12 protein-coding genes are annotated in these 16238 nt (G+C 58.0%); 6 read left to right on the top strand and 6 right to left on the bottom strand.

The window, feature by feature from the left end; genetic code table 11:
- Together AC3WWH_RS13465 and AC3WWH_RS13460 are read right to left on the bottom strand one after the other, a co-directional pair.
- The gene (locus AC3WWH_RS13465; RefSeq protein ID WP_492377045.1) at window positions 1-2172 is read right to left on the bottom strand and encodes a glycosyltransferase family 2 protein; all 2172 of its coding nucleotides are present in this window, start codon (window positions 2170-2172) and stop codon (window positions 1-3) included.
- 8 nt (window positions 2173-2180) lie between these two features.
- Window positions 2181-2972 carry a glycosyltransferase family 2 protein gene (locus AC3WWH_RS13460; protein ID WP_058321446.1) on the bottom strand — a complete coding sequence of 264 codons (792 nt, stop codon included), beginning with the start codon at window positions 2970-2972 and terminating at the stop codon, window positions 2181-2183.
- A gap of 768 nt (window positions 2973-3740) precedes the next feature.
- On the opposite strand from AC3WWH_RS13460, the gene AC3WWH_RS13455 reads away from it, so the two are divergent.
- The gene (locus AC3WWH_RS13455; protein ID WP_492377044.1) at window positions 3741-4043 is read left to right on the top strand and encodes a hypothetical protein; all 303 of its coding nucleotides are present in this window, start codon (window positions 3741-3743) and stop codon (window positions 4041-4043) included.
- Window positions 4044-4071: 28 nt separating this feature from the next.
- Here AC3WWH_RS13455 and AC3WWH_RS13450 read toward each other — a convergent pair whose 3' ends face one another.
- Window positions 4072-5121 carry a POTRA domain-containing protein gene (locus AC3WWH_RS13450; RefSeq protein ID WP_113399574.1) on the bottom strand — a complete coding sequence of 350 codons (1050 nt, stop codon included), beginning with the start codon at window positions 5119-5121 and terminating at the stop codon, window positions 4072-4074.
- Window positions 5122-5296: 175 nt separating this feature from the next.
- On the opposite strand from AC3WWH_RS13450, the gene AC3WWH_RS13445 reads away from it, so the two are divergent.
- The 4 genes from AC3WWH_RS13445 to AC3WWH_RS13430 are packed head-to-tail and all read left to right on the top strand — an operon-like array spanning window position 5297 to window position 11611.
- A complete protein-coding gene (locus AC3WWH_RS13445; protein ID WP_082640719.1) occupies window positions 5297-6385 on the top strand; it encodes a GNAT family N-acetyltransferase in 1089 nt (362 codons plus the stop codon).
- Window positions 6375-7217, top strand: coding sequence for a glycoside hydrolase family 16 protein (locus tag AC3WWH_RS13440; protein ID WP_058321412.1), 843 nt, complete (start codon window positions 6375-6377; stop codon window positions 7215-7217). Before AC3WWH_RS13445 ends, AC3WWH_RS13440 begins: the two co-directional genes overlap by 11 nt.
- Window positions 7217-9742 (top strand): phosphotransferase, encoded by a 2526-nt coding sequence (locus AC3WWH_RS13435; RefSeq protein ID WP_492377043.1) that lies wholly within the window; start codon window positions 7217-7219, stop codon window positions 9740-9742. The genes AC3WWH_RS13440 and AC3WWH_RS13435 overlap by 1 nt, the downstream gene beginning before the upstream one ends.
- A gap of 6 nt (window positions 9743-9748) precedes the next feature.
- The gene (locus AC3WWH_RS13430; protein WP_492377042.1) at window positions 9749-11611 is read left to right on the top strand and encodes a hypothetical protein; all 1863 of its coding nucleotides are present in this window, start codon (window positions 9749-9751) and stop codon (window positions 11609-11611) included.
- 92 nt (window positions 11612-11703) lie between these two features.
- Here the strand turns inward: AC3WWH_RS13430 and AC3WWH_RS13425 are convergent, their stop codons facing one another.
- Window positions 11704-12627: an NAD-dependent epimerase/dehydratase family protein gene (locus tag AC3WWH_RS13425; protein ID WP_492377041.1), complete on the bottom strand. Its 924-nt coding sequence runs from the start codon at window positions 12625-12627 to the stop codon at window positions 11704-11706.
- 630 nt (window positions 12628-13257) lie between these two features.
- On the opposite strand from AC3WWH_RS13425, the gene AC3WWH_RS13420 reads away from it, so the two are divergent.
- A complete protein-coding gene (locus AC3WWH_RS13420) occupies window positions 13258-14250 on the top strand; it encodes a GNAT family N-acetyltransferase (RefSeq protein ID WP_492377040.1) in 993 nt (330 codons plus the stop codon).
- A 412-nt stretch (window positions 14251-14662) separates the two neighbouring features.
- On the opposite strand, the gene AC3WWH_RS13415 is transcribed toward AC3WWH_RS13420, so the two are convergent.
- Window positions 14663-15286 carry a dual specificity protein phosphatase family protein gene (locus AC3WWH_RS13415; RefSeq protein WP_057249401.1) on the bottom strand — a complete coding sequence of 208 codons (624 nt, stop codon included), beginning with the start codon at window positions 15284-15286 and terminating at the stop codon, window positions 14663-14665.
- Between the two features lie 17 nt (window positions 15287-15303).
- Window positions 15304-16197 (bottom strand): inositol monophosphatase family protein, encoded by an 894-nt coding sequence (locus AC3WWH_RS13410; protein WP_058321406.1) that lies wholly within the window; start codon window positions 16195-16197, stop codon window positions 15304-15306.
- Between the last annotated feature and the right edge of the window lie 41 nt (window positions 16198-16238).

Here is a 16238-nt window from a genome sequence, read left to right as displayed (position 1 = left end):
TCAAACCTCTCTTTCTGCCGGTCGTCTTGCGTCAATGCCATTACGCGGTCGATCGTCGCGCCGACGTTTTGCCCGGCTGCGCAAATAGCCTGGTACACCTGCAAGGATGCCAAGGCGCTCCATCCAGACGAGCCGCAGCGGGTAGTCGCTCGGAAGCCGCGCGGTTTTCTGCGACGTCGGCCCGGCCATGTGTAAGATGCCTGCTGGAAATGCCGCAGCGAGCCGAATAGCCCGACGTGGTTCGTCGACAACGATCTTCGTCAGGTAGGCGCCAAGCCCCATGCCATAACAAAAGGCTTGCCGACGCATGCCGTCTTCACCGCGGCGGTGGTAGTGCCAGATAATGCCCTGAGGCTGGTAGACCAGTCTAAAGCCGCCGCTAACGATGGCGAAGAAGGCAGCAAGGTCATCGCCGCCACGCGCCAGCGTTCCAGCACCGAGTGCTGCATCGAAGCAGCCAACCCGGCGCAACACACTTGCCCGGAACGCCATGTTGGCACCGGAGCCGAATTGACCAGCGGTGAAGGGAAAGAGCATGCTTTTGGGACGGTTCGCCTCCAAATCGTAAACTCGACGTTGCAGCCCCTTCCCGAAGCCGCCGTGCCGCTCCGTCCAGACCTGCGCCCGAGTTTCGAGTTCGGCTGGCAGGATCAAACCGGTCACGCAACCGACAGCCTTATCCTCCTCCATCGGCGCAGCCATCGCTTCGACCCAATGTCGGTCGAGCACGACGTCATCATCGGTAAAAAGAACGATGTCGCTGGACACGTAGCGCAGGCCAGTATTGTGTGCCCGTCCGAGCCCCGGGGTTGGCTCAAGCACATAGTGCACTCGTCCGCGGTACTGTGTCGAAATCAGATCCAATGTCGCCGACGAGGCCGGAGCGTTGTCTACAACGTGCACCTCATCGGGGGCGCGGGTCTGATCAAACAGCGACGCGAGGCAGCGATCCAGGCTCTCTGCGCGATCACGCGTTGCAATCACCACCGCCACCCTTTCACGCGTAGGCGCACGGTAGGAGTTATCTGAAGGCAAGGAGCGCACGGAGCCGATCTCCGCGAGCAAGTCTGCAGGCGCAATCACGGGGCCAGAATGCTGCAACTCGACGAGTGCGAGCGGCTGCGCGCCAGAGCGGATCAAACAGAAAACGCCGCCATAGGGCACATCGCCGCCCGGCCTGGTAAGGTCGATCGGCGGAAGTGGCTTGGTATGGTCTATGTCTACGATCTTGATTGGGCGAAACGGACCGACGTGTCTGGAGAATTTTGCGGCAAGATAGGCTGCCGTCGTAAACATAAGCCCCGCGATGATTGTGAACGCACGCATCGGCCCCGAAGGGTCAAGTCGCGTCACCATATCCATCAAGCCGCGAATGACGCCGGCCGGCAAGGTGCGGGTAACATAGGCACGCTCGGCACCAAGCTTTTCGCCCGCCCCTGCGGTCTCGACCACCGCACTTTTCGAGCGTCCCTCAGCCTGGCATCGTCTGCGGAAGTAGGCCCACCGCGTCCGTTCTCTGGTAACGTGGTGATGAACCACGGCTAGCGGATCGTAGAGAATGACTGCTGCCGGGAAGTGCCGGCGGGCGCGAATGCAAAGCTCTGTTTCCTCGCACCCGGCGGCATCCTGGCCACTGCGACCGAGACCTTCGCGAAAGCCGCCCACGGCATCAAAGACCGTCCGTCGGAACGACATATTGCAGCCAATCGGATTGCGAACCGGGCTCAGCCTGTTCGGCAGGCCCTTGTAACTGCAGCCGACCACCCACTGGAATTCTTCTGGAAACCAGCGCGGTCGCTGATCTGGCCAAAGTGGCAGCACCTTGCCACCGACGCCGATAATGTTTGGATCCACATAGTGCAGAGCGAGCCGTTGCAGCCAGTCGGCTTCGGCGACAGCGTCGTCGTCAAGAAATGCAACGATATCGCAGGGCGCGGCGGCACGCACGCCGGTGTTTCGCGCACCCGAGAGACCTTTTGCCCCGTCATTGGCGATCACCTCGACACCTGGGTAAAAGGTCCGCATGTCCCGCAGCAAGTCGTCGTTGTGGTCGATGACGACGACGAGCCGATCAGGTTTGCGGGTTTGTTTCAATACCGAGTTAATAGCGTCGCCCAGTTGTAGGCGGCGCTCATCGCAGTAAGCGCAGATCACAACCGCAATCGAAGACATGGCAGGCCTCAACCTGCCCGCTGCGTACGGTTTCTGGCCAAGGCACCGGCGCGACTGTGTTGACTGAGGCCCAGCCGAGCAATTGTCTTCAGGACGCGCCAGCCATCGGGGATCGTGCGTAGGTTGCTGACGCCGTGAATCCGCGCATATTCCCGGCTCGGAAGCTCCGCTATGGCGAGGCCTGCTTGGAGCGCGCGGATATTCATTTGCGTTTCGATCTCGAAACCGGTCGCGGACTCGACCCGCAAATGGGGTAAAACGTCACGCCAGAAGGCGTTGTAACCGTAGCAAAGATCGCTATAGCGGCCGCCGAAGCGCAGACGCACCAATTGCAGAAGACCCCAGTTTCCAAGACGTCGGTACCACTCCATGTCACGCGTATCGCCGCCTTGGAGAAACCGCGAACCCTTTACGAAATCGGCGCCTGCAAGCAATGCGCCCACAAAACCAGTCATCTCTTCGGGGTCAGCGGAACCATCCGCATCAAGGGTGATGAGGATGTCTCCGCGGGCCGCGGCGAAACCAGCAGCAAGCGCCACCCCTTTTCCAAGGCGCGGCTGCTCTATTACGACGATATCGGGCATAAGTTCGCGCGCAACGGCGACGGTGCCGTCGGTAGAGTTTCCGTCGACAAGGATGACCTCGTCTATCCAGGCGGGTATGCGTGGCAGGACATGCGGTAGGTTTTTTGCCTCATTTACCGTAGGGACGATGACACTGACCCTCGGGACAACGATGGCCCTGTCCATGGTGGACGGGCGGAGGGCTGCTCTTAACGAATTGTGAAAATGCTCACCCATTTTATTCAAAATCCTCCAACCAAAAAAAGAAAGAAAATTGAAAACAATAAGCGTTCATCCCCGGTCATGCAGATGGCCGCGGAAGAGAAAAGTGTGTAATACTTGTACATATTCAGTTTTATTACAATATTCTAACTTTGTAAACTACCGCGTGAATTTCTTGAAAAAGAGCATTTTATAGCAGAAGCCGTTATTTTCCTTGGTTTATTCCAATACAGGCTCGATGCTGCCGTTTTATTGCAGAAATATGTCGCAGTATAACAGATGGAATAGTTCCATTCACAAAAAAATTTAGGAAACAAATTCTCTCACGGACGCAATTTCTCCGGCGTCGTTATATTTAGACCCTTTATTTTTCTCTGGAAAATAAGATATTTTCCTAATTTCAATACATAAACCTAAATATCAGCAACCCCTTAAATGAAAGGAGTCGCCGGAGATCAATGACGAGCGGGGCTACACTGCGAGCGCATGTGGCTGACCGCTATCCACACACGTTGTCGTGACCACAGCGTCTCGTCGCTGCGGCAGTTAAACAAAAGCTCTCCTCCGGATTTCCTGGTTTGCGTGCCGAAGAAGCACAACATAGCGTCTCGCAAAGCTGAGCTCAGTCGAATCTAACCGATTGAATTTGCCTAATTCTGAGGGATAACGGAGAGTTGCGACCCACTAAGGTTGCAAGATCGATGGCTTATCATGTGGGAATCGCGTATCTTGCGACGCGAGGCATGATGCAGATCACCGTGCAATCAAAGGCAAGCGAGGCTGATGCAGTCGGAAGAACATATCGCCAAGGCACCGGCAACGGACCCAGTCAAGCGGTGGATGAAGCTCATGGAAGAGTGGAACGCTCTGATTGCGGACTTGAGGGAATTGCGACATTCCATCGCAACGACCGCAAGCGCGGATAACGCTACCTTAATCGAGGCCGAAGCGGCGCTCGTCGCCAAAGGCCAGGCGCTTAAGGAAGAGATTGACGCTGTTCTCGGTCAGGCCGCCAGTCAACGCCAGCCGGTCAACGGCCCACTGATTGTCGGAACGCTTATTTCGACGCCCAAAGGCGAGCAATAGCACACGTTCAGCCTAACCCATGCCGGCGTCAAGCTAAGAAGCTAACGAGCCTGAGAGCCGCCAACACTGCAAATATCAATAGGCAGCCACCTGTGCACCATATTAATGGGCGCAACCGGGATCGCGGCAAGCCGGTCTGTGCTCCCATCTGAACAAAAAATAGACCTGCGATCGCGGCGAGGCCACTTCCAACGTCGAGCGGGTTCGTATGGCGCAGCGTCTCGAGATTTGCAGGCGCTTCGCGGATCCTGACATCGATCGGGACCATTCCGTCTTCGTCTTTACCTATGGCAATCCTTACAGACTTCACAGTACCAAGGGCCTCAATATTGTGACGTAGCTGTTCGACAGCTGCGGCGCTGTAGCGGTCGCCGGAACGAAAGGGAACGAGGCGCTGGAGTTCGGATTGCATGCGAAGAGCGCCACTAAATCGAACCTCACCGAAACGGCTGCGGGGGCCCAGGTCGAGATCAATGACCGCAGTCGCGACACCCTCGCCCTTACGGACCCAATCCGTTGCCCGTCGCCGTGCGTGCGCGAAATCTTGGGCGGTGACGATTTGGAGGATACGCCGAGTGAACGTATCAACGACGAATGTTGTCGCGGGCTGCCCGACAAACTCATCAATGATCGCGGCGAGCCGATCGAGGACCTCACGGTCCAGTTCCGATGGACGAATGCCCTTGAGTTCGACGGACGTCACCCTGTAGAGATCACCAAGCTTGGGGTGGAGAACTATTTGCCCTTTCTGATCCTCCTCGGAGACATCCGCGTCCAAATAGCCAAAGCCGGCGATCACGCCCTTGAGCCGGGCCTTTTCGGTCGCGAGCGCCTCCTTTCGTTCGGCCGGCGAAGCGCCGGCGTCTAACAGAAGCGGCAATTGGTAAGCCTGCTCAAGTGCCCGCGCGAGATACGGTAAGGAAACTTCCTGCGTATTGAGCACCACCGATTGGGCTGACGCCGGTAAGACCGCAAACATCCAGACGGCGCCAGCGGTAAGGAACCTTGTGACGCGCCAGTTCATCTTTTTGAGCTTCTGTTTCGCCGTCAATATTCGGTTTTGCGATCGATGCGGCATTTGCTGGCTCCAAGCATAACCTGCCAGTGTGTTGTCCTACATTAGTAAAGCACAAAATTGTGAAGATGCACGCCCCCTAAGAGATCATTCTCGGGCATTTCATTTCCTGCTTATTCGTCTTATGCTTGTGAAGCGCACGGATGAACGACCATGAGGGAAGCGCTGGATCGGCTGTATGAGTTTGGAGACGGCATCAACGCAACCGATCGGCCCTAACGCCTTTGGTCACCTCATCCAATCCAGTGGGCCGGCCTCAGATGCCGTTTGGCTTGATCTCTATCAAAGTGACCGGACCGCGCTCGTCAGCCAGTCGCCCCAATGGGCACAAGCCGTCACTGCCATCGGCAACTACAGATGCAGCCCGCAGTACTTCCATTTCGCCGACGGTGCCCAAGCGGTATTGCCCCTATTTACCAAGGGTGTCGCCCCATTGCGTTACGCTTGGTCGCCACCGCCGGCCTGGGGGTTCGGTGGCCTGCTTTCTGACCAGGGAATTTCGCCTGACAAGTTGCGTTGCGTTCTCGCTCACCTTGAGACGTTGCCCTATGTCGGACTTAAAATCCGACCAAACCCTCGTTTAGCGAATATCTGGGCTGAGGCTGTCCGCCCCGGCTGGGCGACCATTCCCCGTCTGGCGCATGTCGTTGACTTGGCCGGAGGGATGGAGGTTGTACGGGCGCGCTTTCGCTCTAATGCTGGAACTAACATCCGACGCGCCCAAAAATGTGGCGTTGAGGTGGAAGTAGGTAACAGCGCTCGACTGATCGAAGAGTTTCACAGCCTGCTCGAACTTTCGTTGTTGCGTTGGGCGCGCAAGCAGCATGAACCTGCAGTACTTGCACGCTTCCGTGGGTTGCGCCGTGATCCACGTTCAAAGTTCGCCGAGATGGCGAGCCATCTCGGCGAGGCTTTTCGGCTCTATGTGGCGCGCATCAACGGCCGGCCCGTTGCCGCAATATTGGTGCTCATGCATCACCAAGCCCATTACACGCGCGGCGCGATCGATGAGGAGATCGCTGGCGAAAGCCGCGCCACATACCTGCTTCAGGCCCGGGCGATCGAAGATGCCTGCCGGCTCGGCAGTACACATTATCATATGGGCGAGACTGGGAATTCCGCTTCGCTCGCCCAATTCAAATCTCGCTTCGGCGCGGTCGCCATCCCCTATGCGGAATACCGCTATGAGCGACTTCCCCTCGCAAGCCTCGACAGTTTCGCCCGAAGTACAGTCAAACGCGTGGTGGGGTTTCGTGATGTATCTTAGGCAATCGATCACCATCACCGCCATACTCCTGTCTCTCTGTCTCGCAACATCGGCGGCACGTGCTGACGGACCGGTTCCGATCGCTGCCAAAGGTTCGTGGCGGCTGATCTTTGAAGATAACTTCGACGGGCCCGAACTTGACCGGGAAAAGTGGACCACCTGTTATTGGTGGAACAAGGACGGCTGTACCAATCTCGGCAATGCCGAACTGCAATGGTACCGACCAGAAAACGTCAATCTGTCCGAAGGACTTTTACGGCTCACTGCTCGACGACAAAAGGCCAAGGGCATCGAAGACCGGACTTTCAACTACACCTCCGGCATTGTCACCACGGGGCGCGACTACGACGAACTGCCTCGTCCCTCGCGTGTTCGGTTCCGTTACGGCCACGTTGAAGTCAAGGCAAAAGTTCCTGCGGGCAAGGGGTTCTGGGCCGCGATATGGCTTCTGCCGGAGACACGCAAATCCCGTCCGGAAATCGATATTATGGAGGTTCTCGGCGATTCATCCTCCACGTTGCGAATGCACTATCATTACCTTGACGCGGCCTCTGAGAAGAAAAGCGTCGGGAAGGACGTCGAGACATCAGACTTGACGGCGAACTGGCACGTCTACAGTCTGACCTGGGACGCGGACAAGATCATTTGGTACCTCGACGGCAAGGAGGTCTGGCGACACACGGACGTCCCGACGATATCCAGTGAAGAGATGTACCTGCTCCTCAATCTGGCTGTTGGTGGTGAGTGGGCGGGGTCTCCATCGAAGTCTACGAAATTTCCCTCCGCGTACCTCGTCGACTACGTACGTATCTGGCAGCGGGACGACGGCTGATGTTGCAGCGTAACAACCACGACCATGTCAACTTCATGGCCCGGATCTCGCGGGCCTATCCAGCGTTGGCTGCGCTTGCCAACTCGGCACTCCTAAAAAACGGCTACGCGCTAATCGCGAGCGCCGGGCTCACTTCGGTGCTCGGACTCGCCTTCTGGGGCTTGGCTTCTCGCTTTTACTCCCCCGAACAAGTCGGGCTTGGGGCAGCACTCATCTCTACCATGCTGGCGCTTGGAAACATTTCGCAGCTCAACATGGGCAACTTTCTGAACCGCTATCTACCAGCGACCGCGAAGGAGGGCGTCCGGCGTCTTGTGCTTTGGGCCTATGCATTAGCCGCCATTGCGGCGGCTTTTCTTTCCACGCTCGCCATCATTTTCATCTCCCGTATCACACCCGAATTGGGTTTCCTGCGAGAGCAGCCCATCTCAGCCGCAGCCTTCGTGGTCGCAACGGTCGCCTGGACGCTCTTTGCCCTACAGGACAGCGTGCTAGCGGGCTTGCGGCGGGCGACGGTCGTGCCCATTGAAAACGCCATATTCGCCGTTGCCAAGCTTTTATTGCTTACACTATTTGCAGGCTCCTCCATTCTCGGTGCTGGGCTCTATGCAGCGTGGATCTTGCCGCTGCCACTCTTGTTGGCCGGCATTAACTGGCTGATTTTTATCCGTTTTCTTCCGCAACACCGTATCAACGGCGAGCCCCAGAGAGCTGACCGCAGAGCGCTCACTCGATATTTTGGATGGGACTATCTGGGTACACTCGCCTCAATGACGGCAATGGGCATCGCGCCTCTCGTCGTCCTGCATTATGGAGGCTCGGCCAATCTGGCTGTCTATTATATCAGCTGGGAAATCGTCTACGGGGTCTATTTGATCAGCCGTTCGATGGGCGTCTCCCTATTGGCGGAAATCGCGTTCGATAAGTCGAAATTGCATCGGCTCGCTGTAGATGCCTTGCTCTACACCATCGCGCCATTGGCAGCTGTTGTGTTGGTGCTGATCATAGGCGCGCCACTTCTGTTGACGGTGCTCGGTATCGATGTCTCGTTTACAAATTCGACGCTGCTGCGCCTACTCGCTATATCCTGTCTGCCTTGGAGCCTCGTCACGCTCGTTCTCGCCGTCCACCGTGCGACGGGTCGGACACAAGTTGTTGCACTGGCACAAGTCGTAACGTTGGTCGTCGTGCTTGGTCTTGGCACTCCGCTTGTCGTCGCCTATGGCGCTCTGGGGATGGCGGCCGCGTGGCTGATCGCCCACAGCTTAACGGCGGTCGGCCTGTTAGGCGACCTGTCGCGCCGTCTCGGACCGTCCGGTCGGATCGATCTTACATTGCGTTTGTTATCGTCGCTGGCGCGGATCTGGAGCAATGTCGCACCGCGGCGGCATTCAGCGCCGCCTCTCGAGGCGTCAATTGCGAGCTTCTGTGCCGCCACCGGACTTGCAACGCCAGCTGCGCAATCCGTGCGGGAATTTTACCGTGAAAGCGACGTACGAACAGGTATGTTCCGGACGGATGACGCTGCGAACGAACTCCTCGTCTTCAAGGCATCGACCTCGCCAGAGGGTCACCGAGCAGTTACCCGCCACATCGAACGTAGCCGTGAGCTCGCCAGCAATCCCGCGTTCCGACACCTTGATTTTGCGGTTTCAACGATTATCGCGAGTTCTGTTGACCCATCAGGAGCGAAGCTCGCGGAGCGCGCGTTGCCGGGTGCCGACGGTCGTTCGGTATTTGCCAAGTCTGAACAGTACCTTTCCGCACTCACCCAAGCGATAGACGCCATCCACATAATGCACTCGCTGACAGGAACAAAAGGGGTAATCAACCAGGATTGGCTGGAAAGCTGGCTCTATTATGGATCCGATATTGTGTGCGCATCGCAATCGCATTTGCTCGGCCCGGCGTCGCGCGCAGAGGCACTTGCTGTCTTTCAGGCGCAGCAACGCGAGTTCTGGAGCGGTCGTTCGTTGTCTCTCAGCCTCGGCCATGGGGATTTCGCCCCCGGAAACCTGCTTTTCACGTCCAGCCCAGATGAAGCTGATGTCCGCTTGAGTGCTATCATTGACTGGGAGACCGCCACCCAGGATACCCCGCCCGGCCTTGATGTCATCTTCCTGTTGCTGACCGCACGCGCATTGCGCAGCGGCGAAGACCTGGGTTTCGTTGTACGCCGTTTTTTGGAAGTGCCGCAATTGTCACCCGAGGAGATGAAGGCCATGGCACCAATGCGTGCCACACTTGAGGAGAGCTACGGTGCACTTACGGACCCCGCCGTGTTGCGCGCGCTTTGCGGGTTGGCGTGGTGGCACCACATTGCGACCAATTTGACCAAATCGTCTTGTTTTGCTGATAAGGCGCTATGGCTGGCGATCAACATCGACCTCGTCCTGGCCTGGTACGGTGGTAAGGTGAACGCGGCACCGCACAAACTTGCGGCCGGCTGCCTCCGGAGACAAAAGCGCAATACAAGCGCGACGTCTTCCTACCCCATTCCTGCCGGCTCCACGAAGAGGGGGTAGCAGGTAATGACCGTCCTTGCCCGCGTCGAAGACATGCCATTGAACACAGGCGCTGACACAGTCTCCAAGCGATATGGTGTAGCCCTCGCCGCTATACTCATTGCGACGCTCCTCCTTTGGGCGATATCGTTGCCTGCGATCGAGCCCGATCGGATGACCGACATCGGCTTGGTTTCGGTTTTGCCCAGGAGCTTCTTTCTGTCACTGGCGTTGCTAGCAGTAGGTTTTGCCTGGCTGGTATGCGCTGGGCGTACCGCTGGCCCCTTACCCGTCTTCTATCTGATCGCGCTCGTGATCGTCCTTCACGCGACCCCCCCGATCGTTTACGGAACATTGCGCTATTCCTGGGCCTGGAAGCACCTCGGCGTCGTCGACTACATCCAACGTTATGGAGCCGTTGACCGAAATGCATCTTTCCTCGCGGCCTATCACAATTGGCCCGGGCTGTTCGCGGCGACGGCTTGGTTGGCCGACCGCTTCGGCTTGAGATCGGTCGATCTCGCACCGATCGTAAGCTTCACCCCGCCGGTCCTCACGCTCGGGCTTGTCGGGGCGTTTCTGGGAATTGCCAAACGCCTGTCCGCAGATCGCCGCCTACAACTGACGGCCTGTTGGCTCTTCGTGGTCGCCAACTGGGTCGGCCAGGACTATTTTTCGCCGCAAGGCGTTACATTTCTTTGTTACCTCATTCTCGTAGGCCTATTTCTTGGCCCCCTGCGCAAACGCGAAACGACATGGGCGGCGCGACGACCTGGTTTTCTGTATGCGCTCGGCCCTGTCTCACGCCCCATCGGGCTACCTTTCTGGACGGGCAGCCGGTTTGTGCGTACCTTCTCCGCGTTGCTGGCGATGGTGCTCATTTGCGTGGTCGTGGTCACGCATCAACTGACGCCTCTCATGATCATCCTTTCGGCGGTTTTCCTGACCGTACTCGGATGGCTTTCGCCCGCCTATCTGGTGTTTGCTATCGTCGCTGAAATTGGATGGCTTCTCTGGCCAGCGGCCCCCTTTGTCTACGAGCAAATTTTGAGCGAACTGGCCAGCATGGGTACGCTGTCAGAAGCCACCAGCAAGCTCGCGAATGTGGCCGACGTGAGTGCCGAACGTGCATGGGTGGTTTTGTTCGGGCGCGCGCTTTCGGCAGGCGTCATTGTCCTTGCGCTCCTCGGCGGTTTGCGTCGGCTCTTAAATGGCCACTGGGACCTCACCGCCGCCGCACTCTTGCTCTCACCAATGCCGCTGATAGCGGTTGCGTATGGCGGAGAGTCGATATTTCGCGTTTACCTCTTTGCGTCGCCCTTCCTTGCCTTCTTCGCTGCCGCCGCGTTCTTTCCATCGACGCGGGCGGGAAAGCCGGCCTATGTCTTCCTGCCGCTTGCTATCGTGCTTCTTTTTTCGACCATCGGTTTCCTATTCGCAAACAATGGCAAGGACCGCGAATACCGCTTTGCGCAAGACGAGGTCGCGGTGGCCGAATGGCTCTATCGCACAGCTCCGGAGGACACACTCCTCATCGAAGGTTCGCGTAGCTACCCGTCGCAGTTCATGAACTACGAGAATTTCTACTATTTGGCGATTTCGTTGGAAGCGAAGTCAACGCGAGAAGAAATTGCCGCCGACCCATCAGGTGTCTTTTTGCGGTGGATGGACAGTCCCCAATGGCGTGACGCCTACGTGATTCTCACGCGCAGCCAGAAAGCTTCTCTCGAAGCCAACGGGCAGTTGCGGCCGGGCGACTTCGACCACATCGAACGGGACCTGCTGGCCTCACCTCGCTTCAAACTGGTGCGGGCATCGACCAATGCCAAAGTATTTCGCTTACTGCCCGCGACTGCGGACGGCAGCACCCGCGACAATCGGTACCATTGAGCGGAGCTCAACCAACATCAGAAAGGTGTGTCGCATCGGAGCGCACATTATGGTGTAGTCATACGTGGGGGCCGCAAACAAGGCCTTTCAGGCTATTGCCGCCCTTGCGTAAGCAACTGTGCCAGTCCAGCGCGAAGATCCGTGCGGCATCGATGGTCGAGCTCTGCCTGGAGCGCTTGGGTGCACCCTTGAGAACGCCTGACTTCGCCGAGCAGTCCGTTCACGTAACTGATTGCGCATTGAGACTTGGTTTCTTCGATCATGATCCGCGCGAGCTCATTGATCGATGTCTCGACCCCGCTGCAAACATTTAAGATCCGAGCACCGTCCGGAATCCGCTCCGCTGATCGGATAAGCGCCTCGACGACATCGGCGACGTAAACGAAATCACGGGTCTGTTTGCCATCGCCGTAGATCACGATGTCCTCGTTGTTTCCCAGCCGCTGCGCGAATTTGGTGATCACGCCGGAATAGGGTGACTGCGGATCCTGGCCCGGTCCGAAGACGTTGAAGAAGCGAAGGCCCGTCGTCGAGAGACCATAGACTTCGTAGGCGGCTCGGGCGTGCAATTCGCACGAAAGCTTGTCGGCGCCGTAGGGCGAAAGCGGAACGCACTTGCCTTCCTCCGAGAGCGGCAGGTTCTGGCTCGCCCCGTAAACGGCGGCTGAGGAGGCGTAGACTATTGTTCGCTTGGTGCCAGACTTCGCAATTTCCTCAACCAGATTTAGGAACCCGGTGATGTTGATTGCGTGAGAATGCGTCAGCTCTCGATTGCATTTTTCGACGGAAGCGACGGCGGCCAAGTGAATGCAGGCATCGACACCGGAAAGCGCACCGCGAACGACCTCTTTATCCAGAATAGAACCGTTAATAAACGTGGCAGCCTTCGGCACATTGTCGCGCTTTCCTGAACTGAGGTCATCCAGCACCACAACCTCTCGGCCAGTTTCCAGCAATCGCCGCGCCAGATGCGCACCGATGAACCCTGCCCCCCCGGTAACCAAGATCGTTTTCAACCCGTTTCCCCCCATGACATTTGGTCTCGGCGAAAGTTGTCGCGGCAGATAGCCAACCAGAACGCGCAAATGAGTTGCTAACGAAACCAATACCTTGCTGTCTCTGCGCCACCAGCGACGCTCTCAGCTTCTCCATTCAATCCTCCATTTTCGCTGCCCAGCAGTCAAGTCATCGATCCCCCCACATCCTTCCTGCTCGCGTGCAGGTAGCAGACGTCGAGAGCGGGGTTCTCCGTCAATATGTACTCGTCGCGACGCCATGCGAAGCGCTAAATCCTGGCTGCCAAAACTTGAGGGCCGTTCCTGGTCGCAAACTAGTTGTGGGTTTACTCGGTGTCGGGGAGCGCGCGAATGTAGTCTGCGCCCTCTTTCCTTAAATTAAAACATACGTAATATATATCGTGCGGAAGTTTGTGCTGCCGAAGTGAATTATGGGTTTTAGCTTCTTCGCGGACCGACGCTTAAGTGTCGGATCCCGCGCGATTATTTGCATAAGATGATTTTCTTGTTCTTGCGTGTCCACTCTTCTTGCGTCTTGGGCCAATGCAACACACTTACGACAACCGGATCGCATCCACGATTTGCTATCGCGTCACAAGCCCCGCACCGCGTGACGCGTGGAGGCAATTGATGAACCATGATCCGGAAGCGATGCCTTATCAATCGCCAGAGTGGAATAATGCCATCTGCGCTGAGGGCAGGCTCAGGGACATCAGCCGCTACTACCAGTTCGAAGACGGGTGCCAGATCCTAGTTCCGCTCGTGACCGTGACGGCCATTGGTCCCGTGGACCTTGTTGCGGGGTCGTATCCCGATGGTTGCGGTATGGGCGGGGCCGTATGCTGCGACAACACAACCAGCCGCCACCTCAGGGAGGTCCTGAAGGATCTCATGGCGTTGCGTTTCCTCAGTATTCGGATCAGGCCAAACCCTCTACAGGGAAAACGATGGTCCGAAGCGGCGGCGGGCCTGGGGCTGATGACGAAACCGCGCCGTGCCCACGTTATCGATCTGAAGGACGGGTTCGACCACGTCTACAGCAAGCTCTTCACCAAGGCGACGAGGGTCAGTATTCGCAAGGCCGAAAGGGAGGCCGTCATCGTCAAAAGCAGCAGCACCGGTGAGTTGATCCCCCTCCTCCACAACTTGCTTGAGAGGTCCGTCAAGAGGTGGGCTGAGCAGCAGAACGAACCCCTCTGGCTGGCGAGATTTCGCTTCGGAAGGCGGGACCCAATCAAAAAACTCTATCAGATTCAGGAAGCGCTCGGAGCATCCTGCAAGGTGTGGGCAGCTTGGGTGAATGGGCAGCCGGTTGCAGCGTCCCTGGTCTTGATGGGGAAGAATGTGAACGACTCCCGGGGTGCAATCGATCGGGTTGCCTTGGGAACATCGCGCGCCAACGACCTCCTACAAAAACTCTCGATCGAAGATGCGTGCCGGGCAGGCTGCCGTTTTTACCACCTCGGCGAGAGCGGCAATTCGGCGTCACTTTCACATTTCAAAGAGCGTTTCGGAGCGACACACTACGACTACTCCGAGATATTCATCGAGCGATTCCCGATTTCCCGAGCCGAATACCTGCTTAAATCAGGCGTCAAGCGAGCGATCGGCTTCAAGGACTGAATCCGCGTTTGTCCCGTTCACCGCGCCCCGCCCATTTAACGAGAATGTGCCGGGGGCCGTTAAATGGGGCACAGGTTTGCGTCACTTATACGCATTGAATCGCCGCGAGCGCACCAACAAATCGGCATCTGATCTCGGCAAGCCGGAAATGGATGCCAAATGGAAGGCCCGGATGGCTCCCGAGGAGCTGCCCACCGGCGCAACTGTCGGCGTTGCCGATCTTGGCGGCGACACGCTGATCGAAGTCGGCGGCGGCGTTCAAGTGACGCCTCGGTCGTAACGGCACTCTGCGGGGCCGCCGCATCCCGCAGCGTGCTCCACCGTCATTCGCACACACGCCACTTCGCAGGCCCCGATTTGTCAGCTTGCTCCCGGGCCTCGCGCGAGTGTCGAGGCCATCGTCCTTGGTGTATCAGCAACCAATTGCGCGTGCCCATCCGGCCGCGCGCCGCGCCGCTTCCGTCAACACGGGCTTAGGTGCCTTGTACCATTCCTCTTCAGGAAGGTTGCGCCTATCACGAACGAAGTCGATCGCGGCCTCCAGGGTTGGGAACTGCTCGGGTAGTGTAAGATGCAGAAACAGCGACACGACGGCTACGGACCGCGAACGCCCGCCGCGGCAATTGACGAGAACCCCACCGCGCTCTCGCCTTGGGTAGGACGGCTTTTCCGGCAGGATCTGCTCCAGCGCAGCGCGTAGGATATAGTACGCTGCCAACATCTGGGTATCCGGATTCCCGTCCCCGTCGATCAGCCCGACCTTGTAGTAACGGATCTCACCCGGACCATGGACACTGTTGCGATGATCCGAGACGAGTTGCGGTTGGCGGACGAAATTGAAATCCAGGTTGACCGCGCAGTTGACGACGGCGGTAATGCCATTGCTGCGCAGGAGATCGAGATCGCTCGCCCCCTCCTTGCCCGCGATGAAGATGTCGACACCATAGGCCGGATGCTTGGCGTATATGAGGCTGAGCTTTGGCAACACGCTGCTGGTCTTTTCGGTTGTTGGGGTGTCGGTCGCGCTAATTTGCATGATTTCCTCATAGGCAGTCATGGTGCGAGGACTTTAGCAACACGGCCATCCGAAATGGCCATGGCGACACGGTTCAAGGTCGGATAATCCGCGCCGGCGCCGTATGCGACGTAACCGGGGCACAGATAATCGGGGGAACCGGCCGGCACCTTGCCTAGGGTCAGAGGCACATAGCGGCCGCCGGCGTTCTTCAGGATCAGCGTGGCGGCCGCCACGTCCCATGCATTGACACCGAAGCCGGCGGCGGCATCGGCGAAGCCCGCGGCCACATGCGCGATGCTGAGCGCGGCGCTACCGGGCCTTCGCAACGTCGAGAAGGTCTCGACCAGATCGCCGAAGCGGCGAAGCGCGACATCCTGCCCATCGAGGCGAAAGTCCCTGGAAACGGGATATCCTGTGATCAAGGTCGCACGGTTTTCATCGCTGACCGACTTTGAGACGATGACGTGCCCATTCAAATAGGAGCGCTCGAGATCACTCGCGAAGAGCATGTCGGCGACCGGGTCGTAGACGACCCCTGCCACGACGGCCCCGGCTTCGACCGCGGCGATCGACACGCACCAGAAAGCAAGCCCTCTGGCGAAATTGGCAGTTCCGTCGATCGGGTCGACATACCACTGGATGTCACCCTTGCCGATCTGGCCTCCTTCCTCGCCAAGCATGGTGGAGTTCGGTTCGTTCGCGAAGATGACGTCGCGGATCAACGCCTCGGCATTCCTGTCATGTATCGTCACGATATCATGCAGGTCGCGCTTGTAATCGACCGCCATTTCGGCCCGAAAGGCGGCAATCAGCGACGGTCCGACGGCGCGGGCAGCGCTCTCGGCAATCTTCATCAGATGACGCGAGCGGCCAAGTCGGCCGGCATCGTCCGATCGGCTCTGGCTTGCCTGCGGATAGGCGTTATCCATGCTCTCTTTCCGTTCATTCAGAAATGGCCGGCGCGACCCGC

The organism is Ensifer sp. EB106-03-01-XG145 (assembly GCF_058792075.1).
The sequence above is the reverse complement of the archived record's forward strand: the minus strand, read 5'-3'. Positions and strand labels throughout refer to the sequence as shown.